The sequence below is a fragment of the Arthrobacter tecti genome (assembly GCF_054511355.1).
Map to the genome: position 1 here is coordinate 90,977 of NZ_JBTNCT010000011.1, position 16,692 is coordinate 107,668.

The 16,692-nt window shown below is 63.5% G+C and carries 16 protein-coding genes and 2 tRNA genes; 8 read left to right on the top strand and 10 right to left on the bottom strand.

Going from position 1 to position 16,692, the window contains the following annotated elements:
• The first annotated feature begins 2 nt into the window (after nucleotides 1–2).
• The 8 genes from ACX80C_RS12985 to ACX80C_RS13020 all read left to right on the top strand — a co-directional run bounded on the left by ACX80C_RS12985 (nucleotide 3) and on the right by ACX80C_RS13020 (nucleotide 8,569).
• Nucleotides 3–2,228 carry an RNA degradosome polyphosphate kinase gene (locus ACX80C_RS12985; protein ID WP_459326875.1) on the top strand — a complete coding sequence of 742 codons (2,226 nt, stop codon included), beginning with the start codon at nucleotides 3–5 and terminating at the stop codon, nucleotides 2,226–2,228.
• Nucleotides 2,225–3,193: an NUDIX hydrolase gene (locus tag ACX80C_RS12990; protein WP_459326876.1), complete on the top strand. Its 969-nt coding sequence runs from the start codon at nucleotides 2,225–2,227 to the stop codon at nucleotides 3,191–3,193. Before ACX80C_RS12985 ends, ACX80C_RS12990 begins: the two co-directional genes overlap by 4 nt.
• Nucleotides 3,194–3,234: 41 nt before the next feature.
• Nucleotides 3,235–4,863, top strand: coding sequence for a hypothetical protein (locus tag ACX80C_RS12995; protein WP_459326877.1), 1,629 nt, complete (start codon nucleotides 3,235–3,237; stop codon nucleotides 4,861–4,863).
• 168 nt (nucleotides 4,864–5,031) lie between these two features.
• A complete protein-coding gene (locus ACX80C_RS13000) occupies nucleotides 5,032–5,841 on the top strand; it encodes a thymidylate synthase (protein ID WP_459326878.1) in 810 nt (269 codons plus the stop codon).
• Nucleotides 5,838–6,392 (top strand): dihydrofolate reductase, encoded by a 555-nt coding sequence (locus tag ACX80C_RS13005; RefSeq protein WP_459326879.1) that lies wholly within the window; start codon nucleotides 5,838–5,840, stop codon nucleotides 6,390–6,392. The genes ACX80C_RS13000 and ACX80C_RS13005 overlap by 4 nt, the downstream gene beginning before the upstream one ends.
• A gap of 3 nt (nucleotides 6,393–6,395) precedes the next feature.
• Nucleotides 6,396–6,833, top strand: coding sequence for a hypothetical protein (locus ACX80C_RS13010; RefSeq protein ID WP_459326880.1), 438 nt, complete (start codon nucleotides 6,396–6,398; stop codon nucleotides 6,831–6,833).
• Nucleotides 6,834–6,912: 79 nt separating this feature from the next.
• Nucleotides 6,913–8,067 (top strand): aspartate-semialdehyde dehydrogenase, encoded by a 1,155-nt coding sequence (asd, locus tag ACX80C_RS13015; protein ID WP_459326881.1) that lies wholly within the window; start codon nucleotides 6,913–6,915, stop codon nucleotides 8,065–8,067.
• Nucleotides 8,068–8,140: 73 nt separating this feature from the next.
• The gene (locus ACX80C_RS13020) at nucleotides 8,141–8,569 is read left to right on the top strand and encodes a hypothetical protein (protein ID WP_459326882.1); all 429 of its coding nucleotides are present in this window, start codon (nucleotides 8,141–8,143) and stop codon (nucleotides 8,567–8,569) included.
• Nucleotides 8,570–8,605: 36 nt separating this feature from the next.
• On the opposite strand, the gene ACX80C_RS13025 is transcribed toward ACX80C_RS13020, so the two are convergent.
• From ACX80C_RS13025 to ACX80C_RS13070, 10 genes are all read right to left on the bottom strand, one after another.
• A complete protein-coding gene (locus ACX80C_RS13025) occupies nucleotides 8,606–9,679 on the bottom strand; it encodes a UDP-N-acetylmuramate dehydrogenase (protein WP_459326883.1) in 1,074 nt (357 codons plus the stop codon).
• Nucleotides 9,676–10,116 (bottom strand): MaoC/PaaZ C-terminal domain-containing protein, encoded by a 441-nt coding sequence (locus tag ACX80C_RS13030; RefSeq protein WP_459326884.1) that lies wholly within the window; start codon nucleotides 10,114–10,116, stop codon nucleotides 9,676–9,678. The genes ACX80C_RS13025 and ACX80C_RS13030 overlap by 4 nt, the downstream gene beginning before the upstream one ends.
• 2 nt (nucleotides 10,117–10,118) lie before the next feature.
• Nucleotides 10,119–10,568: an FAS1-like dehydratase domain-containing protein gene (locus tag ACX80C_RS13035; protein WP_459326885.1), complete on the bottom strand. Its 450-nt coding sequence runs from the start codon at nucleotides 10,566–10,568 to the stop codon at nucleotides 10,119–10,121.
• A 57-nt stretch (nucleotides 10,569–10,625) separates the two neighbouring features.
• Nucleotides 10,626–10,862 (bottom strand): hypothetical protein, encoded by a 237-nt coding sequence (locus ACX80C_RS13040; RefSeq protein ID WP_459326886.1) that lies wholly within the window; start codon nucleotides 10,860–10,862, stop codon nucleotides 10,626–10,628.
• A 98-nt stretch (nucleotides 10,863–10,960) separates the two neighbouring features.
• Nucleotides 10,961–11,872 carry a DUF2797 domain-containing protein gene (locus tag ACX80C_RS13045; protein ID WP_459326887.1) on the bottom strand — a complete coding sequence of 304 codons (912 nt, stop codon included), beginning with the start codon at nucleotides 11,870–11,872 and terminating at the stop codon, nucleotides 10,961–10,963.
• 39 nt (nucleotides 11,873–11,911) lie between these two features.
• Complete coding sequence (locus tag ACX80C_RS13050; RefSeq protein WP_459326888.1) at nucleotides 11,912–12,478, bottom strand: type 1 glutamine amidotransferase domain-containing protein; 567 nt, start codon at nucleotides 12,476–12,478, stop codon at nucleotides 11,912–11,914.
• A gap of 68 nt (nucleotides 12,479–12,546) precedes the next feature.
• Nucleotides 12,547–14,010: a MinD/ParA family ATP-binding protein gene (locus tag ACX80C_RS13055; RefSeq protein WP_459326889.1), complete on the bottom strand. Its 1,464-nt coding sequence runs from the start codon at nucleotides 14,008–14,010 to the stop codon at nucleotides 12,547–12,549.
• A gap of 132 nt (nucleotides 14,011–14,142) precedes the next feature.
• Nucleotides 14,143–14,216: transfer RNA gene (locus tag ACX80C_RS13060), tRNA-Met, on the bottom strand.
• A gap of 56 nt (nucleotides 14,217–14,272) precedes the next feature.
• Nucleotides 14,273–14,344: transfer RNA gene (locus ACX80C_RS13065), tRNA-Thr, on the bottom strand.
• Nucleotides 14,345–14,563: 219 nt separating this feature from the next.
• The gene (locus tag ACX80C_RS13070) at nucleotides 14,564–16,495 is read right to left on the bottom strand and encodes a DEAD/DEAH box helicase (RefSeq protein ID WP_459326890.1); all 1,932 of its coding nucleotides are present in this window, start codon (nucleotides 16,493–16,495) and stop codon (nucleotides 14,564–14,566) included.
• Nucleotides 16,496–16,692 lie beyond the last annotated feature (197 nt).

Consider the following 16,692-nt stretch of genomic DNA (forward strand, 5'->3'; position numbering starts at 1 on the left):
CTATGGAAGCCGAAACCGCCGCCCGGGTACCGGCACGGTATGGGTCCTCGGAAGTGGCTCCCGCCCGGGCAACCCAGGACCGTATCGACATACCGGAGTTCGCGCCCAGCCTGCTGCCCGCGGGTGAGATCTCGCCGGACCGGTTCCTGGACCGGGAGATCAGCTGGCTGGACTTCAACGCGCGGGTGCTGGATCTCGCCGAGGACCCTGATCTGGTGCTGCTGGAACGGGTCAACTTCCTCTCGATCTTCGCCTCCAACCTCGACGAATTCTTCATGGTCCGCGTTGCCGGGCTGAAACGCCGAATCGCCACCGGGTTGGCTGTCCCGTCGGCTGCCGGGCTGAGCCCCATTGAGCAACTTGAGACGATCATGACCGAGGGACTCGAACTGCAGCGCCGCCACGCAGCGATCTTCGCCGACTCCATCCGGCACGCGCTGGCTGGCGAGAACATTCACCTGACCACCTGGGACCAGTTGGACAGCGCGGCGAAGACCGAGCTCAACAAGCTCTTCGCCGAGAAAGTGTTTCCCATCCTGACACCGCTCGCGGTCGATCCGGCGCACCCGTTCCCGTATATCTCGGGGCTCTCACTGAACCTCGCCGTCGTGGTACGCAATCCCGTGAGTGAGAAGGAACTGTTCGCGCGCGTCAAGGTGCCCGATCAGCTGCCCCGGCTGGTCTCGGTTGACGGACCGCGTGCCGGGAACGTAGCGGGCCGGACCGCCCGCTTCATACCGCTGGAAGACGTCATCGCCGTCCACCTCGACCAGCTGTTTCCGGGCATGGAAGTGCTGGAGCACCACACCTTCCGCGTAACCCGCAACGAGGACCTGGAAGTGGAGGAGGACGACGCCGAAAACCTCCTTCAGGCACTTGAAAAGGAGCTGCTGCGAAGGCGGTTCGGCCCGCCCGTCCGGCTTGAGGTCACTACCGACATCAACCCGAGCATCCGCGCCCTGTTGTCACGCGAGCTCGGTGTGGATGAGGCCGAAGTCTACGATCTCCCGGGCCCGCTGGACCTGCGTGGACTCAGCGTCATCTCGCGCATCGACCGCGGCGACCTGCACTTCCCGAAACACGTCGCGCACACCAGCCGCGACCTCAACGAGAGCGAAACGTCCAAGGCGGCAAACGTCTTCGCTGCCATGCGGCGCCGGGACATCCTGCTGCATCACCCGTACGATTCGTTCTCCACGTCCGTGCAGGCATTCCTTGAGCAGGCCGCCGTGGACCCGAAGGTGCAGGCGATCAAGCAGACCCTGTACCGGACCTCCGGGGACTCCCCCATCGTGGATGCGCTGATCGACGCCGCTGAATCCGGCAAGCAGGTTCTCGCGCTCGTCGAGATCAAGGCGAGGTTCGATGAGCAGGCCAACATCTCGTGGGCCCGGAAGCTGGAGCAGGCCGGTGTCCACGTGGTGTACGGGATTGTCGGCCTGAAGACACACTGCAAGCTTTCCCTCGTGGTGCGCCAGGAGATTGACGGGCTTCGCCGCTACTGCCACATCGGGACCGGGAACTACCACCCGAGGACTGCCCGCTACTACGAGGACCTGGGCCTGCTGACTGCAAACGACCAGGTTGGCGAGGACCTCTCCCGGCTGTTCAACCAGCTCTCCGGCTACGCACCCAAGTCCACCTTTGAACGACTGCTCGTTGCTCCACGGTCCGTGCGTTCGGGGCTGATTGAGCGCATTGAGCAGGAAATCATCAACTCCCAGGCCGGGATGGACGCGCGGGTGACCATCAAGGTCAACTCGATCGTCGACGAGGCGCTCATTGATGCGCTGTACCGCGCCTCCCAGGCCGGCGTCCGCGTCGACGTGATTGTGCGCGGGATCTGCTCCGTGCGGCCGGGTGTGCCCGGGCTGAGCGAAAACATCACCGTGCGGTCTGTGCTGGGCCGGTTCCTTGAACATTCCCGTGTCTTTGCCTTCGCCAACAGAGGTGATCCGGCGGTGTTTATCGGTTCTGCGGACATGATGCACCGCAATCTGGACCGTCGGGTCGAGGCGTTGGTCCAGCTCTCGGCTCCCGAGCACATCGCATATCTGCTCTCGCTCATGGACCGCTACCTGGATCCGGAGACAGCCAGCTGGCACCTGGGCAGTGATGGCGAATGGATTCGCCACCACAAGGACGACGACGGCGCCCCCCTGAGTGACGTGCAGTCCTGGCTCCTTGCCTCACGCTCCCGCAGCCGTCTGCAACCCGCGCGCCGGTGAAGACACCACCCGATACAGGCGTGTTGGGGCAGGCGACCACCCAGCAGGTCGCCGTCGTCGCCGCCGGTGCAGTGTGTTGGCGCAAGGAACAGGGGAAGCTGGAAGTCCTCCTTATCCACCGGCCGAGGTATAAGGACTGGTCGCTGCCGAAGGGCAAGATCGATCCAGGTGAGACTACGCCGGAGTGTGCGGTGCGCGAGGTCCGTGAAGAGGTCGGTATCGACATCAAGCTCGGCATACCGCTGCCCTCAATCGAATACCAGGTGGCGTCCGGACTCAAGGTCGTGCATTACTGGGCTGCCCGCACCGAAGGCGTGAAGGTGAAGCCGGACGGCAAGGAGGTGGACAAATTCCTGTGGTGCTGCCCCGAGCGTGCACTTGAGCTGTTGACCAATCCGTCCGACCGTGAGCCCGTCCAGGCGCTCGTTGCGGCTTTCCAGGAACAGAACCTGGCTTCCTGGCCACTCATTCTGGTGCGACATGCGAAGGCGAAGCCGCGCTCATCGTGGACGCGTGCTGAAGGCGAACGGCCGCTGGCCGCTTCCGGCCGACGGCAGGCAGTGGCCGTGAGCAGGTTGATTCAGGCATGGGCACCGGAACGAGTGGTGAGCAGCCCCTGGGATCGCTGTGTCCAGACCGTCATGCCGTATGTGAAGCGGGCTGACCCGAAGCTGAAGCTTGTAGACGCGATCACCGAGCACAACGCCGCCCGGAAACCGGGCAAGGCCAAGGGCGTGATCGAGAAGCTGTTCGACAAGCGGGTGCCGGTGGCCGTGTGCACCCACCGTCCGGTGCTCCCCCTTGCGCTCGACGTATTGCGGAAGCACATGAGCCTGGAGCTAGCCAATCTGCTACCCACCACTGACCCGTACCTTGCACCGGGCGAGGCGATCATCTGCCATGTGAGCAGCAAGAACCACGGCCAAGTTGTTTCGGTCGAGCAGTTCCGTGCCTATGACGACTGACTCTCGCTGAACTTGCACCGAAACATTCCCTGGGGGACAAAATGGATCTGACCGCATCGGCGCTGTGGACGCTCGGTCTGGGTGCCGCAGTCGCCTACGGCCTGCTTCGCTTCAACGCGTATAAGCCCGGCACCTCGGAGGACGCTCTTCGCGCCGTACGTCGCCACGGTATGTGGACCGCCCTCATCGCGCTGTTCGCCAGTGGGTGCGGCAATACGGAAAAGTACGACCGCCTAGGCCCAGACTTCAGTTCCGCTGCGTCCACATTCACGGACCGGCACGGGTTGATTGCTGTCCTCGTTGATGTCACGGTTCCGTTGATTGCCCTCGGCGCTGTCTACGTTCTTGCGCAGTTCAGTTGGCGGCGGGCGGGAGCTTGCGATTGGAAGAGCGTCCGGCTCGTCGACCGGGCGCGGACACTGATGCCATGGAAACTTCTTTCGTTGACCGTCGGGGTTGGCCTGCCAACCGCCTGTTTGGTTGGTGCGGCAGCCTTCCTCCCCGGTGTACCAGGAGGCACCAACTACACCGGGACAATCAGCATGACCTTTGCAGCACGCGTGCCGGGTGCGCAGTTCGCGATCGTGCTTGGCGCAACACTCCTCGTGCTCGGATTGAGCGTGACCGTTGCTGCCTTGGCCGTCATCGGCCGCCGCCCTTTCATGGGTTTAGTGGTTGAAGACGACATGCAAGTGCGAAGAATCAGCCTCAATCGGCTATTCCGGACAACGACCCTCGCCCTGGCCGGCATTATTTCAGCCACCTCTGCTTATTCCCGCAATGGGCTCCCCACCGACCAGTTGCACCAGATCGGCACCCCGTCGATCTGGGGCAGTCTGGGAGACCCAATCATGTTCTTCTGCATGGCTCTCCTTATTGCTGTCATTCTGTGGAAACCCCCGCTACTTCACCGCGAATTGGCCGCTCCAGCTACGCTTCCGACTGCAGCAGCGGGCACGTACGCACGGGCACTCCAGATCAGCGATGCCGGTCGACGCATAGGCTTCGCGTTGCTGCTCCTGATCGGCATTCCAACTGCTGTGGCGATGTTCGTGATGCCTCCGGGGACCGCACTGCTTGTGTTGATCGCAAGTGGATACTCCATGTTCCTCATGGTTCAGCTCGGGGTCGAACTGGTGATCCGGCGCAATCATGCGCCGGGTTCCAGAGCGTATGTTTCCTCATGGGGTTCCGTGCCCGTATGGCTGCTGACTGCCCTTGTGCTCTCAATCGCAGCAGCGCTATACAGCGTCATCCTCCTTGTCCTGGCGGCGCCCGGTGCCGGTGGTGAGCTGGTGCCCAGCTTTGCGGCCGTCGTCGTGCTTGTTCTGCTGGGGATAATCGCCGCGTGGGCGTGCTTGACTCGACCAAAGTCGTTGCATGCGGACACAGCCCAGGACCGACTGCTGCGTGCCGTAACCCTGCATCGGATTGTGCGTAGTCTTACCTCGGCAATGCTGGTGCTTACCGCATACCTCATAGGGACCCAGTCCCTGACGCTGGCTACGCTCTTCGATATCTACCAACCGCCCTCCGCTGGAATGGCACCGGAGTTGTTTGCCGCTCAGTCCGTTATGCTCGCCTTCGCCGCCGTTGTCCTTCTGCTCCCCGGGCCGATGCGGCGAACGGGGAGCGCGACGCCATCCGAGTCTGCGTCTCTCTACCGGTGAGCACGGGCTGCTCCCAATCGCGCCTACCGCCAGCCACACAACGATTAGCGCCTACCGGGCTCCCAACCTTCGCTTCGCTCAGGCCGGGCCCCTCGCCCGATAGCGCCTACCGGGCTCCCAACCTTCGCTTCGCTCAGGCCGGGCCCCTCGCCCGATAGGCTTAGTCCCGTGACTACCTCGGTTCCCACTCCGTACGAAGATCTGCTCCGCGACGTCCTCGCAAACGGAACCCCGAAATCGGATCGCACAGGTACTGGTACCCGGAGCGTGTTCGGCCGCCAGCTCCGGTTCGATCTCGCCGAGTCCTTCCCGCTCATCACCACCAAGCGGGTCCACTTCAAGTCGGTTGCCCTGGAGCTCCTCTGGTTCCTGCGCGGCGATTCCAACGTTCGATGGCTGCAGGAGCGCGGCGTCCGGATTTGGAACGAGTGGGCGGACGACGACGGCGAGCTCGGCCCCGTCTATGGCGTGCAGTGGCGCTCGTGGCCCACACCGGACGGCGGGCACATCGACCAGATCGAACGCCTCATCGAGGGACTGAGGTCCAAACCGGACTCACGCCGGCACATCGTCTCCGCATGGAACGTCGCCGAGCTTGAGAACATGGCATTGCCACCCTGCCACGCCTTCTTCCAGTTCTATGTGGCGGACGGAAAGCTCTCCTGCCAGCTATACCAGCGCTCGGCTGATACGTTCCTCGGCGTACCATTCAACATCGCGTCCTACGCACTGCTCACGCTGATGGTTGCGCAGCAAGTGGGGCTTGAGCCCGGTGAGTTTGTCTGGACCGGTGGTGATGTACACATCTACGACGACCACCTGGACCAGGTTGCCGAGCAACTCTCACGGGAGCCCTACCCATACCCGACCCTGCGGCTGAACCGTAAGCCGGAAACCATTTTCGACTACACCCTGGAGGATTTCACGGTGGAGAACTACCAGCACCACCCCACGATCAAGGCTCCGATCGCCGTATGAGTGAACTCCTGAAGCCGGCGTCGGTTGTCGGGACACCGGTGATCGGCATGATCTGGGCCCAGACGGTTGACGGCGTTATTGGACGCGACGGCGGCATGCCCTGGCGTTTACCCGAGGACATGGCGCACTTCAAGCGCACCACCGAGGGACATCCCGTGATCATGGGCCGGCGCACCTGGGAATCTTTCCCGGAGCGCTACCGTCCGCTGCCGGGGCGCACCAACATCGTGGTGAGCAGGCAAACCTTGGACCAGGCCGGCTACCCTGGCGCCGTCGTCGTCGGCTCTTTGGATGAGGCGTTCACTGAAGCCCGCCGCAGCGAGGGGGCAGAGGAGATCTGGATTATCGGTGGCGGGCAGATCTACGCGGAAGCCGCGCCGCTCGCCAATGCTGCGCTGGTGACGCTGATTGAGTCCTCGGCCGACGGCGATACGTACGCGCCGGTCCTGGTTGGATCGTGGAAGCTGCACGGTGTGGATCCCCAGGAAGACTGGAACACATCAGAGAATGGAACACGGTTCCGGATCAGCCTGTGGACGCAGAAAGGCTAGCCCGTGGTTTACGATTCGAAGTCCGCGCGAAGCATGTCAGAGGCCTCCGAGAGGGCCCACCGGGATGCCGCAACTACTGCGGCCCATGAAGAATACATTCAACGCACCGGCGAGAAGCGCATCCTCGTGCGCGCAGTCAATGGTGAGCTGCTCAGTTATACGCCTGACGAGTATGGCGTCAGCCGTACGGGACTCGGCCCCAAGATAAGCACCTGGTGGGGCCATCTGGTGTACGTCCTCGCCATTCTTGTGATCACGATGATCTTTCTGTATCTGCCGATCCATGGGATGTTCGTTGAGCGGGATCCGGAGGCTGGCTGGTTCCTGATCGTGACTGGCCTGTTTGTGCTGCTCGGGATTTATGCCACGAGGAACTTTCGCCGCGAGTGGCGAGCACACCAACTGCGGAAGGAACGCGGACTTCCACGACCCATTCAGTGAAGCCGGGCGCCGTCGTCGTACTGTGCCTGTGACGTAACCGAAAACGGACGCTTACGCGGGGCTCCCCTAGACTTGAACCATGACTTCCGCAGCTCACGCGTCCGCGTCCGTGCCCTCCGTCGGTTTGGTCGGATGGCGCGGAATGGTTGGCTCAGTCCTCATGCAGCGCATGCAGGATGAGGGTGACTTCCGGCTCATTGATCCCGTTTTCTTCTCGACCTCCAACGCCGGCGGCGCTGCGCCGTCGTTCGCCGAGGGGGCGGCGCCCCTTCAGGATGCTTACGACGTCGAGACCCTCGCCAAACTGCCGATCATCATCACAGCCCAGGGCGGCGACTACACCGCAGAGGTCTACCCCAAACTGCGCGACGCCGGATGGGACGGCCTGTGGATCGATGCTTCATCGAAACTGCGGATGGAAAACGATTCCATCATCGTCCTCGATCCAGTGAACCGGGACGTAATCGATGCGGGGCTCGCCCGGGGAGTACAGAACTTCATCGGCGGGAACTGCACGGTTTCCTGCATGCTCATGGGCCTCGGCGGGCTGTTCAAGAACGGACTGGTTGAGTGGGGCACATCGATGACCTACCAAGCGGCCTCCGGCGGCGGTGCACGGCACATGCGCGAACTGCTGAACCAGTTCGGCTCCATCCACGGTGCTGTTGCGGATAACCTGGCGGACCCGGCTTCAGCGATCCTCGAGATCGACCGCGGGGTACTCGCCCAGCAGAAGAATCCGGAGATGGACGCATCCCAGTTCGGTGTTCCGCTTGCCGGCTCGGTCATTCCGTGGATCGATGCTGACCTTGGCAACGGCCAGTCGAAAGAGGAGTGGAAGGCCGGGGCGGAGACTAACAAGATCCTCGGTACGGACGTCACTCCCGGTGCGCGCATCCCCTTCGACGGGCTATGCATCCGCATCGGTGCAATGCGTTCCCACTCCCAGGCGTTGACGTTGAAGCTTACTCAGGACCTGTCGGTCAGTGAGATCGAGAACATCATCGCCTCCGACAACCAGTGGGCAAAGGTGGTGCCGAACACCAAGGAAGCGTCGATGACGCAGCTCACGCCGGTAGCAGCGAGCGGGACCATGGACATCCCCGTCGGCCGCATCCGCAAGCTTGAGATGGGCCCGGAGTACATCAGCGCCTTCACGGTGGGCGACCAGCTGCTGTGGGGCGCGGCCGAGCCGCTCCGACGCATGCTGCTCATCGCAACCGGCAACCTGTAGGTTTCATCCGGTCTCCCTCGTTCGAATGTACGTTCCCCCGAAAATGTCGGAGGCGGACGGCAGACTGAGCGGCATGAACCAGATTTCCGTAGATGACATCCTGACCCGCTACTTCTCAGGGAGCGCAAGTGGGAAGCACCCCGCCACGGTAGAGCGGTATGCGCGCGTCCTTCTTCACCTCCGGCTCTTCCTGGAGACGGAAGGAGATGCCACCGTGGGAGCGGATACCGTGACGCTTCTGAACCTGGAACGGCAGTTCGAACCCGAAGGAGCGTTCGCGAGAGTCCTCGGAGCCGAGGATCTCGTGTTCGCGCTCCCCCGTTTTCTGAGTTCACACTGGCTTCTTACCGACTTCCACGACAGGCTCGCGCAGATCAGTCTTGTGTCCCGCCTGGTGCAGTGGCTGTGCAGCCGCCAACTCGTGGACAGCAGGTGGCACCGTCACGCCGTCATGCAGACACGGGCGGCAGCGGAAAAGGCACGACGCCGGGTGGTCACGTGAGCCGTTCATGCACGGGCTTGACCGGCCCAGAGCCGGTCAAGCGAGTGAACATCCAATAAGAAGTGGTTCGGGGTGCAGCCGGATGCCGAAGTTCCGGTGCACGCCGTCGGCCACCAGTCGCGCGATACTCAGGAGGTCTTCCGCAGAGGCTTCGCCGCGATTCGTCACCGCCAGCGTGTGTTTGGTGGAGAGAGCTGCCCTTCCACCGGCGGCTTCGTAACCGGGATCATCAGCCAACCCGAAACCCTTCCCGAAGCCGGCATTCTCAATCAGCCAGGCTGCGGTGAGCTTAACCTTGCCGTCCGCCGCCGGATATTTCGGCGCGCTTTCCGGCAACGAAGCAGCTACGTCGGCGCTGACCACGGGATTGGTGAAGAAGGATCCGGTGCTGTAGGTGTCGCGATCACCGGCGTCGAGCACCATGCCCTTCGCCGACCGCAGCCTCAGAACGGCCCTGCGTACGTCGTTGGCGTAAGCCCTACCACCGACCTCGACACCAAGTTCGCGGGCAAGTTCGGCGTACCGGACGGGACTGCTCATCCGGCCAAGCCCCAGCTGAAACTGGACAGTCAGCACCACGTATCGCGGCGAACCCGACTCTGTGGTCCGCTTCAGCAGCGAATCGCGGTACCCAAATGCAAGGTCGAAGTTCGCAAGGGACTTGATCGACTTTGTCTCGCGGTCATAGGTCCGCACCATAGCGATTGTCTGGGAGACATCCGTACCGTATGCACCCACGTTCTGCACCGGCACGGCGCCGGTTGAGCCCGGAATTCCTGAGAGCGCCTCCAAACCCGAGTACGCGTGCCTCACTGTATATCCGACCAGCTCGTCCCATGGCTGCCCGGCCTGGGCGGTGACCATCACGCCTCCACAGGTGGCGTCGTCGTCGTCGACGGTGAAGCCCGTCGAGGCGATCCGCACCACCGTACCGTTGAATCCGCTATCGGCGATCACAAGGTTCGAACCGCCGCCGATCAGCAGGAGGGGTTCGCCTGCCTCGTCCGCTGAGCGAACCGCGTCGATGATCTCCGCCTCTGTGCACGCCTCAACCAGTTTGCGTGCAGGGCCGCCGACCGCAGACGTGGTCAGTTCGGCGAGGGTACTCACCAAACCCGAACCACTGCCTGCGCCTTGACCAGCACCTTCTGTCCTGCCGCTGAAACGGTCAGGTCGATGCGAGCCGTTGAGTTGTCAGCATCCAGCGCCCCGACAACGCCAACCACTTCGACAACGGCGCCGGCAGCGTCCTGCTCCCCGGTAGTGTCCTCAACGATCACCGGCCGGGTAAAACGCGTCTGGTAATCGATGACCGCTCCCGGGTCGCCGATCCACTCCGTCACGAGCTGGACCGCGGTGCCCATGGTGAACATCCCGTGTGCAATGACGCCGGGCAGGTCCACTCCGCGTGCGAAGGACTCGTTCCAGTGGATGGGATTGAAGTCTCCGGAAGCACCCGCATACTTGACCAGGTCCAGCCGCGTGACCGCGACGGAGGTACGTCCGACTTCCTGTCCGATCTCAAGGTCTGTCAAAGTTACCGCCATGGTTACTGCTCCTCTCCGCGGACCAGGATGGACGACGTCGTTGTTGCTGTCTTCTCGCCCTCAACGGTGGAGATTTCGGCGCGTGTGGTGATCATCGCCCCGCCGCCCATGGCACGAACCTGGTCCACGTGCAGTTCGGCTACGAGTTCGTCGCCAGCGACAATGGGCCGGTGATGCGTGAACCGCTGGTCGGCGTGGACAACGCGCGAGAAATCGATTCCCGCCTCCGGATCATTGATCAGTTGCGCATCGGCACGCTGCGCAACGATGATCGCGAATGTAGGAGGCGCAACCAGGTCGCGGTGTCCGAGGGAGCGTGCGGCCTCAACGTCGAAATGCGACGCGTGCGTGGCTTTTACTGCGAGCGCAAACTCGCGGATCTTCTCCCGGCCGACGGCGTAGACCTCGGCGGCAGGATAACTGCGGCCGTGCAGGTCCGGATTGATGGTCAATGAAGCTCCTTTTCCAGCGGTTCCAGCTTGCACAAGCCTAGCTGTAATGGCGCGTTCTTACCGTCCGTTGGTTGGACGATGACGACGCCGGGCATCCCTGCCACGCACCACCAGTCCTGCCAGGTGCGCAGCCAGGCCCGCAACGATGATGGGCATCGCCACGTACACCAGCACATCGGATTGGAGCATTGCCCCGGCGACGGCAAGCAGAATCCCGACGCCGGTCAGGATCAGGGCGGAGATGACCAGTTTCCGGTAGAGCGGCGAACCGGTCTCCCACGGCGTATTCAGCATGGGTACAAGCGTATCGGCAGGGTGCCCGCCACCGTAGCGCGATTGCGGTGCGAGGGGCTAGCCAATCAGGACGGGCGGCGAAGCATCATGTCGCAACGTCAGAACAGTTCGTCCTGCACTGCAATCGGCGGCGACCTGAAGCTTCCGAGCTCAAGGCGCCGGCCTCGCAAGCGAGAAAGATCCAGGAGGAAGCTCCCTTCAGGCAGGTCAACAAGTGCCACTTGACCGAGCAGGAATCGCACTTCTCCCCCGTGCTCTCCCGCCTCCGGGCTCGGCGCGTACACCTGTGCACGCGCGGCAAGCACTGGTCGCCAGGACGCCGGCGGATCCCACCGCTCATCGACTCCGTGGAAGCCGTCGATGTCGATGTCTTGGCGCAGCAGTTCGCGCGCGAGCGCGCTGTTCTCCCCATTCACCGCATCGAGCTTGTCCGTTGGCATGGGACGAGCGAGACCGGCGACCTTCACCGCCGACCGCACGCCTTGCGGTAGTCCGAGATGGCGCGTCACCGTGTCCTCCAGAACGCGAACTACGCGGCCGCCTTCGGTGTGGGCCACGAAACGGGCGACGACGGCGCCCTGCTCAGCCAGGCGCGTCCACTTGCTTCGGTTCGAGGCCGTCCCTACCTTCGTGGACCCGTCGGCGAAGGTAGCGATGTAGAGCCAGTGATCCTGGGCGAGGTAGGCCGCCAGCCCGGGCGGGGCGATGCCCGAACGGTGGACGTCGTGCATGAAGCGGAAGTCATCCCGCGCGAAACAAGGCCCGCACTGGTACCCACGCTCCGCCGTCGTCTGTGTTGGGCAGGGGAGCGCGTTGCGTTCGGTGGGTCCGATCGCTTGGGCGTAACCCGTGCAGTACCGCTGTCCGGGCGGGCCGTCGACACGGAACCCGACGAATTGCGGCTCCGCTAGTGAGAGCGACTTGGGAGTCCCCTGCGGCGTCGTCAGCTCCAGGATGGGGCCGGAGGTTGCCCAGGACACGCCGTGGCAAAGGAAGAGTCCGGTGAGCATGTCGCCACGCTACCGGACCCTCCGCAGTTATTCGTTGAGCTAGGCGGTCTGACCCTCGTGCGGACCTTCCGCGATCTCCTCGAGGACCTTGTCATTGAAGGCGGGGAGATCGTCAGGGTTGCGGCTGGTCACGAAACCTTGATCCACCACCACTTCGTCGTCCGTCCAATTGGCGCCGGCGTTCCGCAGGTCAGTCTCGAGCGTGTGGTAGGACGTCATGTCACGACCATTGACGACGCCGGCCTCGATCAACAGCCACGGTGCGTGGCAGATTGCGGCCACCGGCTTGTGTTGTTCGAAGAAACTGCGTGCGAAGGCCTGCGCATTCTTCTCGACACGGAGGTGATCCGCGTTCACCACACCGCCGGGAAGGACAAGCGCATCGAAGTCATCCGCATTGGCTTGATCGAGCGTCAGGTCGACCGGGAATGCGTCGCCCTTCTCCGTGCCCTTGAAGCCCTGCACTGATCCCTCCGAGGGAGCGACGAGCGTAGGGACACCGCCGGCACCCTTGACGGCCTCCCACGGGCTGGTTAGCTCGACCTGCTCCACGCCGTCCGTGAGCAGAAAAGCTACCTTCTTGCCTGAAATATCGTGCGCAGTCATGCTTCCTCCATTCCGTTGGCTTACGTTCCAAGCCTAGGAATGATCAAAGTGATAAGCAAGCTGATTATTTACAGTCCTTCGGCCACCGCGGCAGCCGCACCAAGCCACGCACTCTGGGTAGCGGGTTTCAGTGCGCCCCAGCGGATACGGCCTTTCAGCAGTGCGACGTCGTACGGGATAGTGACTGCACGACGTGCCAGCTGCCCAAACCCGTCGGCAATCTCCTGGGCCTGTGCAGCCGTACCATTCTTGTCCGACTGGCTGACAATGACGACGGCGTTCTGCGACAGTTCAGCGTACTTCCCGCCGCGCGCACGCAACGCTTCCAGTAGCAGTGCCCCTGCTTCCGCGTGCTCCTCGAGAGTGGTTGTCGCGATCACCAGCTGGTCGGTGTGGTGAATCATCCGCAACCAACGCTCGGCGGTTTCGTCATTACCGGAATCCACGATGTTCAGGCGGAAGTACTTGGATGCCACCTCGTGCAGCGCATCGAAGTCATCCGAGGTGACCTTCTGCTCTGACGCAAGCACATCCGGCTTGGACCGCAGGACGTCATACTTGTCCTCGATCTGGTGGTGGACGAACCGGGCAAGCAGCGCCGACTGCGCGGACGGGGAAAGAAGATGGCCGGTCTGCGGCAACAGGTCCATCACGGTTGAACTGTGCGGCCCCTGCTCGGTACGCCAGCCCAGTGTTCCACGGGTCTCGTTGTTGTCCCAGGCGAGAACCGGACCGCCACCGTTGCGCGCGAACACGGCGGCGAGCATCACGGTTGTGGGCGTCTTGTTGGCACCGCCCTTGCCGTTCACCACCGAGATGGTGCGCGGGCCGGGCCAGTGCTGGCTGACGGCGCGGGTGTTGGCCCGCTGGATGAGCTCGCGCTTCGAAGGGGGCACCCGGATCCCGATCTTCGTCAACAGCCCGCGGAAGCCCGTCTCCGCCGGCACTTTTCCGTTGTCGGTTGCGAGGAAGGAACGACGGCGGCCCTCGGGCTCGTCCGCAGGCCGCCGGGTCGAACGCGGGGGAACGCTTGGTGCGCCCGGCACGGAGGCGGGCGGCGACGCGGCGTCCGGCACTGAGGCGGGCGCCGTCGTCGTCGTTGATTCGGCCGGTTCAGCCAGTTCGGTCGATTCAGCCGGTGCGCCAGGAGTGGAGTCCGGCGGCGTCGTCGTTGCAGTTCCGGCGCTCCGGGCGGACGTTACGGACGGCCTGCTGCCGTTGCCGCTCCCGTTGCCGTCTGCCTGGGTAGGGAAGGTGACCGGGACGGATGTGGTCCAGGTGCTCGTGCTGTTTGCGGATTCGTCGAAGCGGATGTCGAGGACGGGACGGCGCACCGTCTGCTCTTCGGCTTCGGCGTGGACGGTTGGTCCCTGCTCGGGTGCTTCCTCGGCCGGCGAGAAGCGGTCCGCGAACCTCGGGACCTCGGAGATGGGTCCGGTGCCGGGATCCTTGCCGGCACGCCGTCTGCTTGCCCTGGTCGGGAAGTCTTCCGGGTTGTCGCCGGGGCCCCAGGCCGAGTTGTTGTCAGTCATGGTTCCTGTCCTGTTGATGTGCCTCGCGGACCATACTATAAGGAGGCTGATCACTGCGCCGGAACGGGTGGCGGCCCAGGGAAACAAAAAGCAGGCCGACAGCTCCAAAAAGAACTGCCGGCCTGCTGCCTGTAGCGGTGGCGGGACTCGATCCCGCGACCTCACGATTATGAGTCGTGCGCTCTAACCAGCTGAGCTACACCGCCACAAATGAGACTGCCCGCTTTCAATCTTACGATCTGCGGCGGGCCTCCCATTTGAGAGCCCCCCACCGGAATCGATCCGGTGACCTCGTTCTTACCAAGAACGCGCTCTACCACTGAGCTAGGGGGGCAACAGCAGAAAACTTTACCAGCTAAATCCCGCGCTGAGAAATTCTCTCGGCACCACTCGCGGAGGACCCTTGGGACACGTGAAAGAACGACGCCGGGCACCGTTCAGAACGGCGAAAAGCGCCGCTATTGTGCGGAATCGTGGGGAATTTGCCACGATCCTGCCCAACAACGACGCTTTTGCGGATGGTCCAGTTCGGCGTCGAATCAGCCTACTGAAATCACCAGTTGTCGCGGCGCCCGTTGCCGGCGCCTGCACCCTTCTTGTGGCGGGGCTTGCGCTCATCCGAGCCCGCCGCGCGGTCCGACCGGAAGCCCTCGCTGCGGAAGCCGCCGTCGTGCCCGCGGTCGGCGCGGAAACCGCCGTCGTGGTCGCGATCCTTACGGAAGCCCTCGCCCTTGCGGTGAGGCTTCTTGAAGTCGCCGGCAGGACGTTCGCGGTTGGGGCGACGGCCCTTATCGAGCTCAAGGTGGATCAGCTCGCCGCCGATGCGGGTCTTGGACAGGGCGCGCCATTGGTCCTTGCTGAGCTCAGCGGGGAGCTCCACGAGGGTGTGGTCAGCGCGGATGTCGATCCCGCCGATTTGCGACGACGAGAGCCCACCTTCGTTGGCGATCGCGCCGACGATCGAACCCGGCATGACGCGCTGGCGACGGCCCACCGCAATACGGTAGGTGGCGTTGCCCTCGGTCAGGGTGCGCGTCGGTCCGCGTGAGCCGAAGCCGTCCTTGCGTCCGCCCGCGCGCTCCTTCTGGCCGGCCGGTGCCTGCGGGATGTCCTTGACCAGGAGCGGGTTCCCACCCTGAGCCATGATGGCGAGCGCAGCGGCAATCTCGGCTGCCGGTACGTTGTGCTCGTCCTCGTAGTTGGCGATCAGGTTGCGGAAGATCGAGACGTCCTCGGTGGCGAGCGTCTCAGTGATGCGCTCGGCGAACTTGTTCAGGCGCAGCTCGTTGACGGTCTCGGTAGAGGGGAGGTGCATCTGTTCCACCGGCTGGCGGGTGGCCTTCTCGATGGAGCGCAGCAGGTACTTCTCACGCGGCGTCATGAACAGGATCGCGTCACCCGAACGCCCGGCGCGGCCCGTACGGCCGATGCGGTGCACGTAGGACTCGGTGTCATGCGGGATGTCGTAGTTAACCACGAGGGAGATGCGCTCAACGTCGAGGCCGCGGGCTGCGACGTCGGTAGCGACCAGGATGTCGATCTTGCCGTCACGCAACGCCTCGATGGTGCGCTCACGCTGCTGCTGCGGGATGTCGCCATTGATGGCAGCTGCCTGGAAGCCCCGGGAACGCAACTTGTCCGCCAGGTCTTCAGTGGCCATCTTGGTGCGCACGAACGCAATGATTCCGTCGAAATCCTCGACCTCAAGGATCCGCGTCATGGCGTCGAGCTTGTGCGGGCCCATCACCTGCAGGTAGCGCTGGCGGGTGTTGGTGCCGGTGGAGGTCTTCCCCTTCACCGTAATCTCAGCAGGGTTGCTCAGGTACTTCTGTGCGATGCGGCGGATAGCACCGGGCATGGTGGCGGAGAACAGTGCCACCTGCTTGTCCTCGGGAGTTTCCGCAAGGATCTGCTCAACGTCGTCGGCGAAGCCCATGCGCAGCATCTCGTCAGCCTCATCGAGCACGAGGTACTCCAGGTTGGACAGGTCCAGCGAGCCCTTGGACAGGTGGTCGATCACGCGTCCGGGCGTACCGACAACAACCTGCGCGCCCCGGCGGAGACCGGCCAACTGGGGACCGTAAGCCGATCCGCCGTACACCGGGAGGACGGTGAAGTTGTCGATGTGCTTGGCGTAGGAAGCGAACGCCTCCGCAACCTGCAGCGCAAGCTCGCGGGTCGGTGCAAGGACGAGGACCTGCGTGAACTTCGCCGGACCGTTCAGGTCAGCGAGTTCCGCCATCCTTGACAGCGCCGGGATAGCGAACGCGGCGGTCTTGCCGGTTCCGGTCTGGGCCAGGCCGACGACGTCGCGGCCTTCCAGCAACACGGGGATGGTAGCCGCCTGGATGGGCGACGGCTTCTCGTATCCGACGTCGGCGAGGGCAGCCAGGACGCGTCCGTCCAGGTTGAAGTCGGCGAACGTTGTATCAGGAGTTTCGGTTTCTGGCGTGTCAGTGACGTCGGAGGGCAGATTTTCAGGCATGAGGAAGTAGTCCTTCACTAGGAGCCGGACGGCTAAGGGCAGCCGTATGAACAGGAAATCCAGCGCTGTTTCAATCCCGCGGCAGGACCTCACATTTCAGCTTCGGCCGCTTTCACAGCGGTGAAGTGCAATGTTCTCTAGCCGGCGCTCCCTGAATGAATCTGCCTGCTTGGCTTATTCGCCGCAGGCCCCAACAC

Excerpts from the sequence above, each read along its gene's own strand:
- ACX80C_RS12985 (WP_459326875.1), top strand. The coding sequence starts at position 3 with ATGGAAGCCGAAACCGCCGCCCGGGTACCGGCACGGTATGGGTCCTCG.
- ACX80C_RS12995 (WP_459326877.1), top strand. The coding sequence starts at position 3,235 with ATGGATCTGACCGCATCGGCGCTGTGGACGCTCGGTCTGGGTGCCGCA.
- ACX80C_RS13005 (WP_459326879.1), top strand. The coding sequence starts at position 5,838 with ATGAGTGAACTCCTGAAGCCGGCGTCGGTTGTCGGGACACCGGTGATC.
- asd (WP_459326881.1), top strand. The coding sequence starts at position 6,913 with ATGACTTCCGCAGCTCACGCGTCCGCGTCCGTGCCCTCCGTCGGTTTG.
- ACX80C_RS13020 (WP_459326882.1), top strand. The coding sequence starts at position 8,141 with ATGAACCAGATTTCCGTAGATGACATCCTGACCCGCTACTTCTCAGGG.
- ACX80C_RS13030 (WP_459326884.1), bottom strand. The coding sequence starts at position 10,116 with ATGGCGGTAACTTTGACAGACCTTGAGATCGGACAGGAAGTCGGACGT.
- ACX80C_RS13040 (WP_459326886.1), bottom strand. The coding sequence starts at position 10,862 with ATGCTGAATACGCCGTGGGAGACCGGTTCGCCGCTCTACCGGAAACTG.
- ACX80C_RS13045 (WP_459326887.1), bottom strand. The coding sequence starts at position 11,872 with ATGCTCACCGGACTCTTCCTTTGCCACGGCGTGTCCTGGGCAACCTCC.
- ACX80C_RS13050 (WP_459326888.1), bottom strand. The coding sequence starts at position 12,478 with ATGACTGCGCACGATATTTCAGGCAAGAAGGTAGCTTTTCTGCTCACG.
- ACX80C_RS13055 (WP_459326889.1), bottom strand. The coding sequence starts at position 14,010 with ATGACTGACAACAACTCGGCCTGGGGCCCCGGCGACAACCCGGAAGAC.
- ACX80C_RS13070 (WP_459326890.1), bottom strand. The coding sequence starts at position 16,495 with ATGCCTGAAAATCTGCCCTCCGACGTCACTGACACGCCAGAAACCGAA.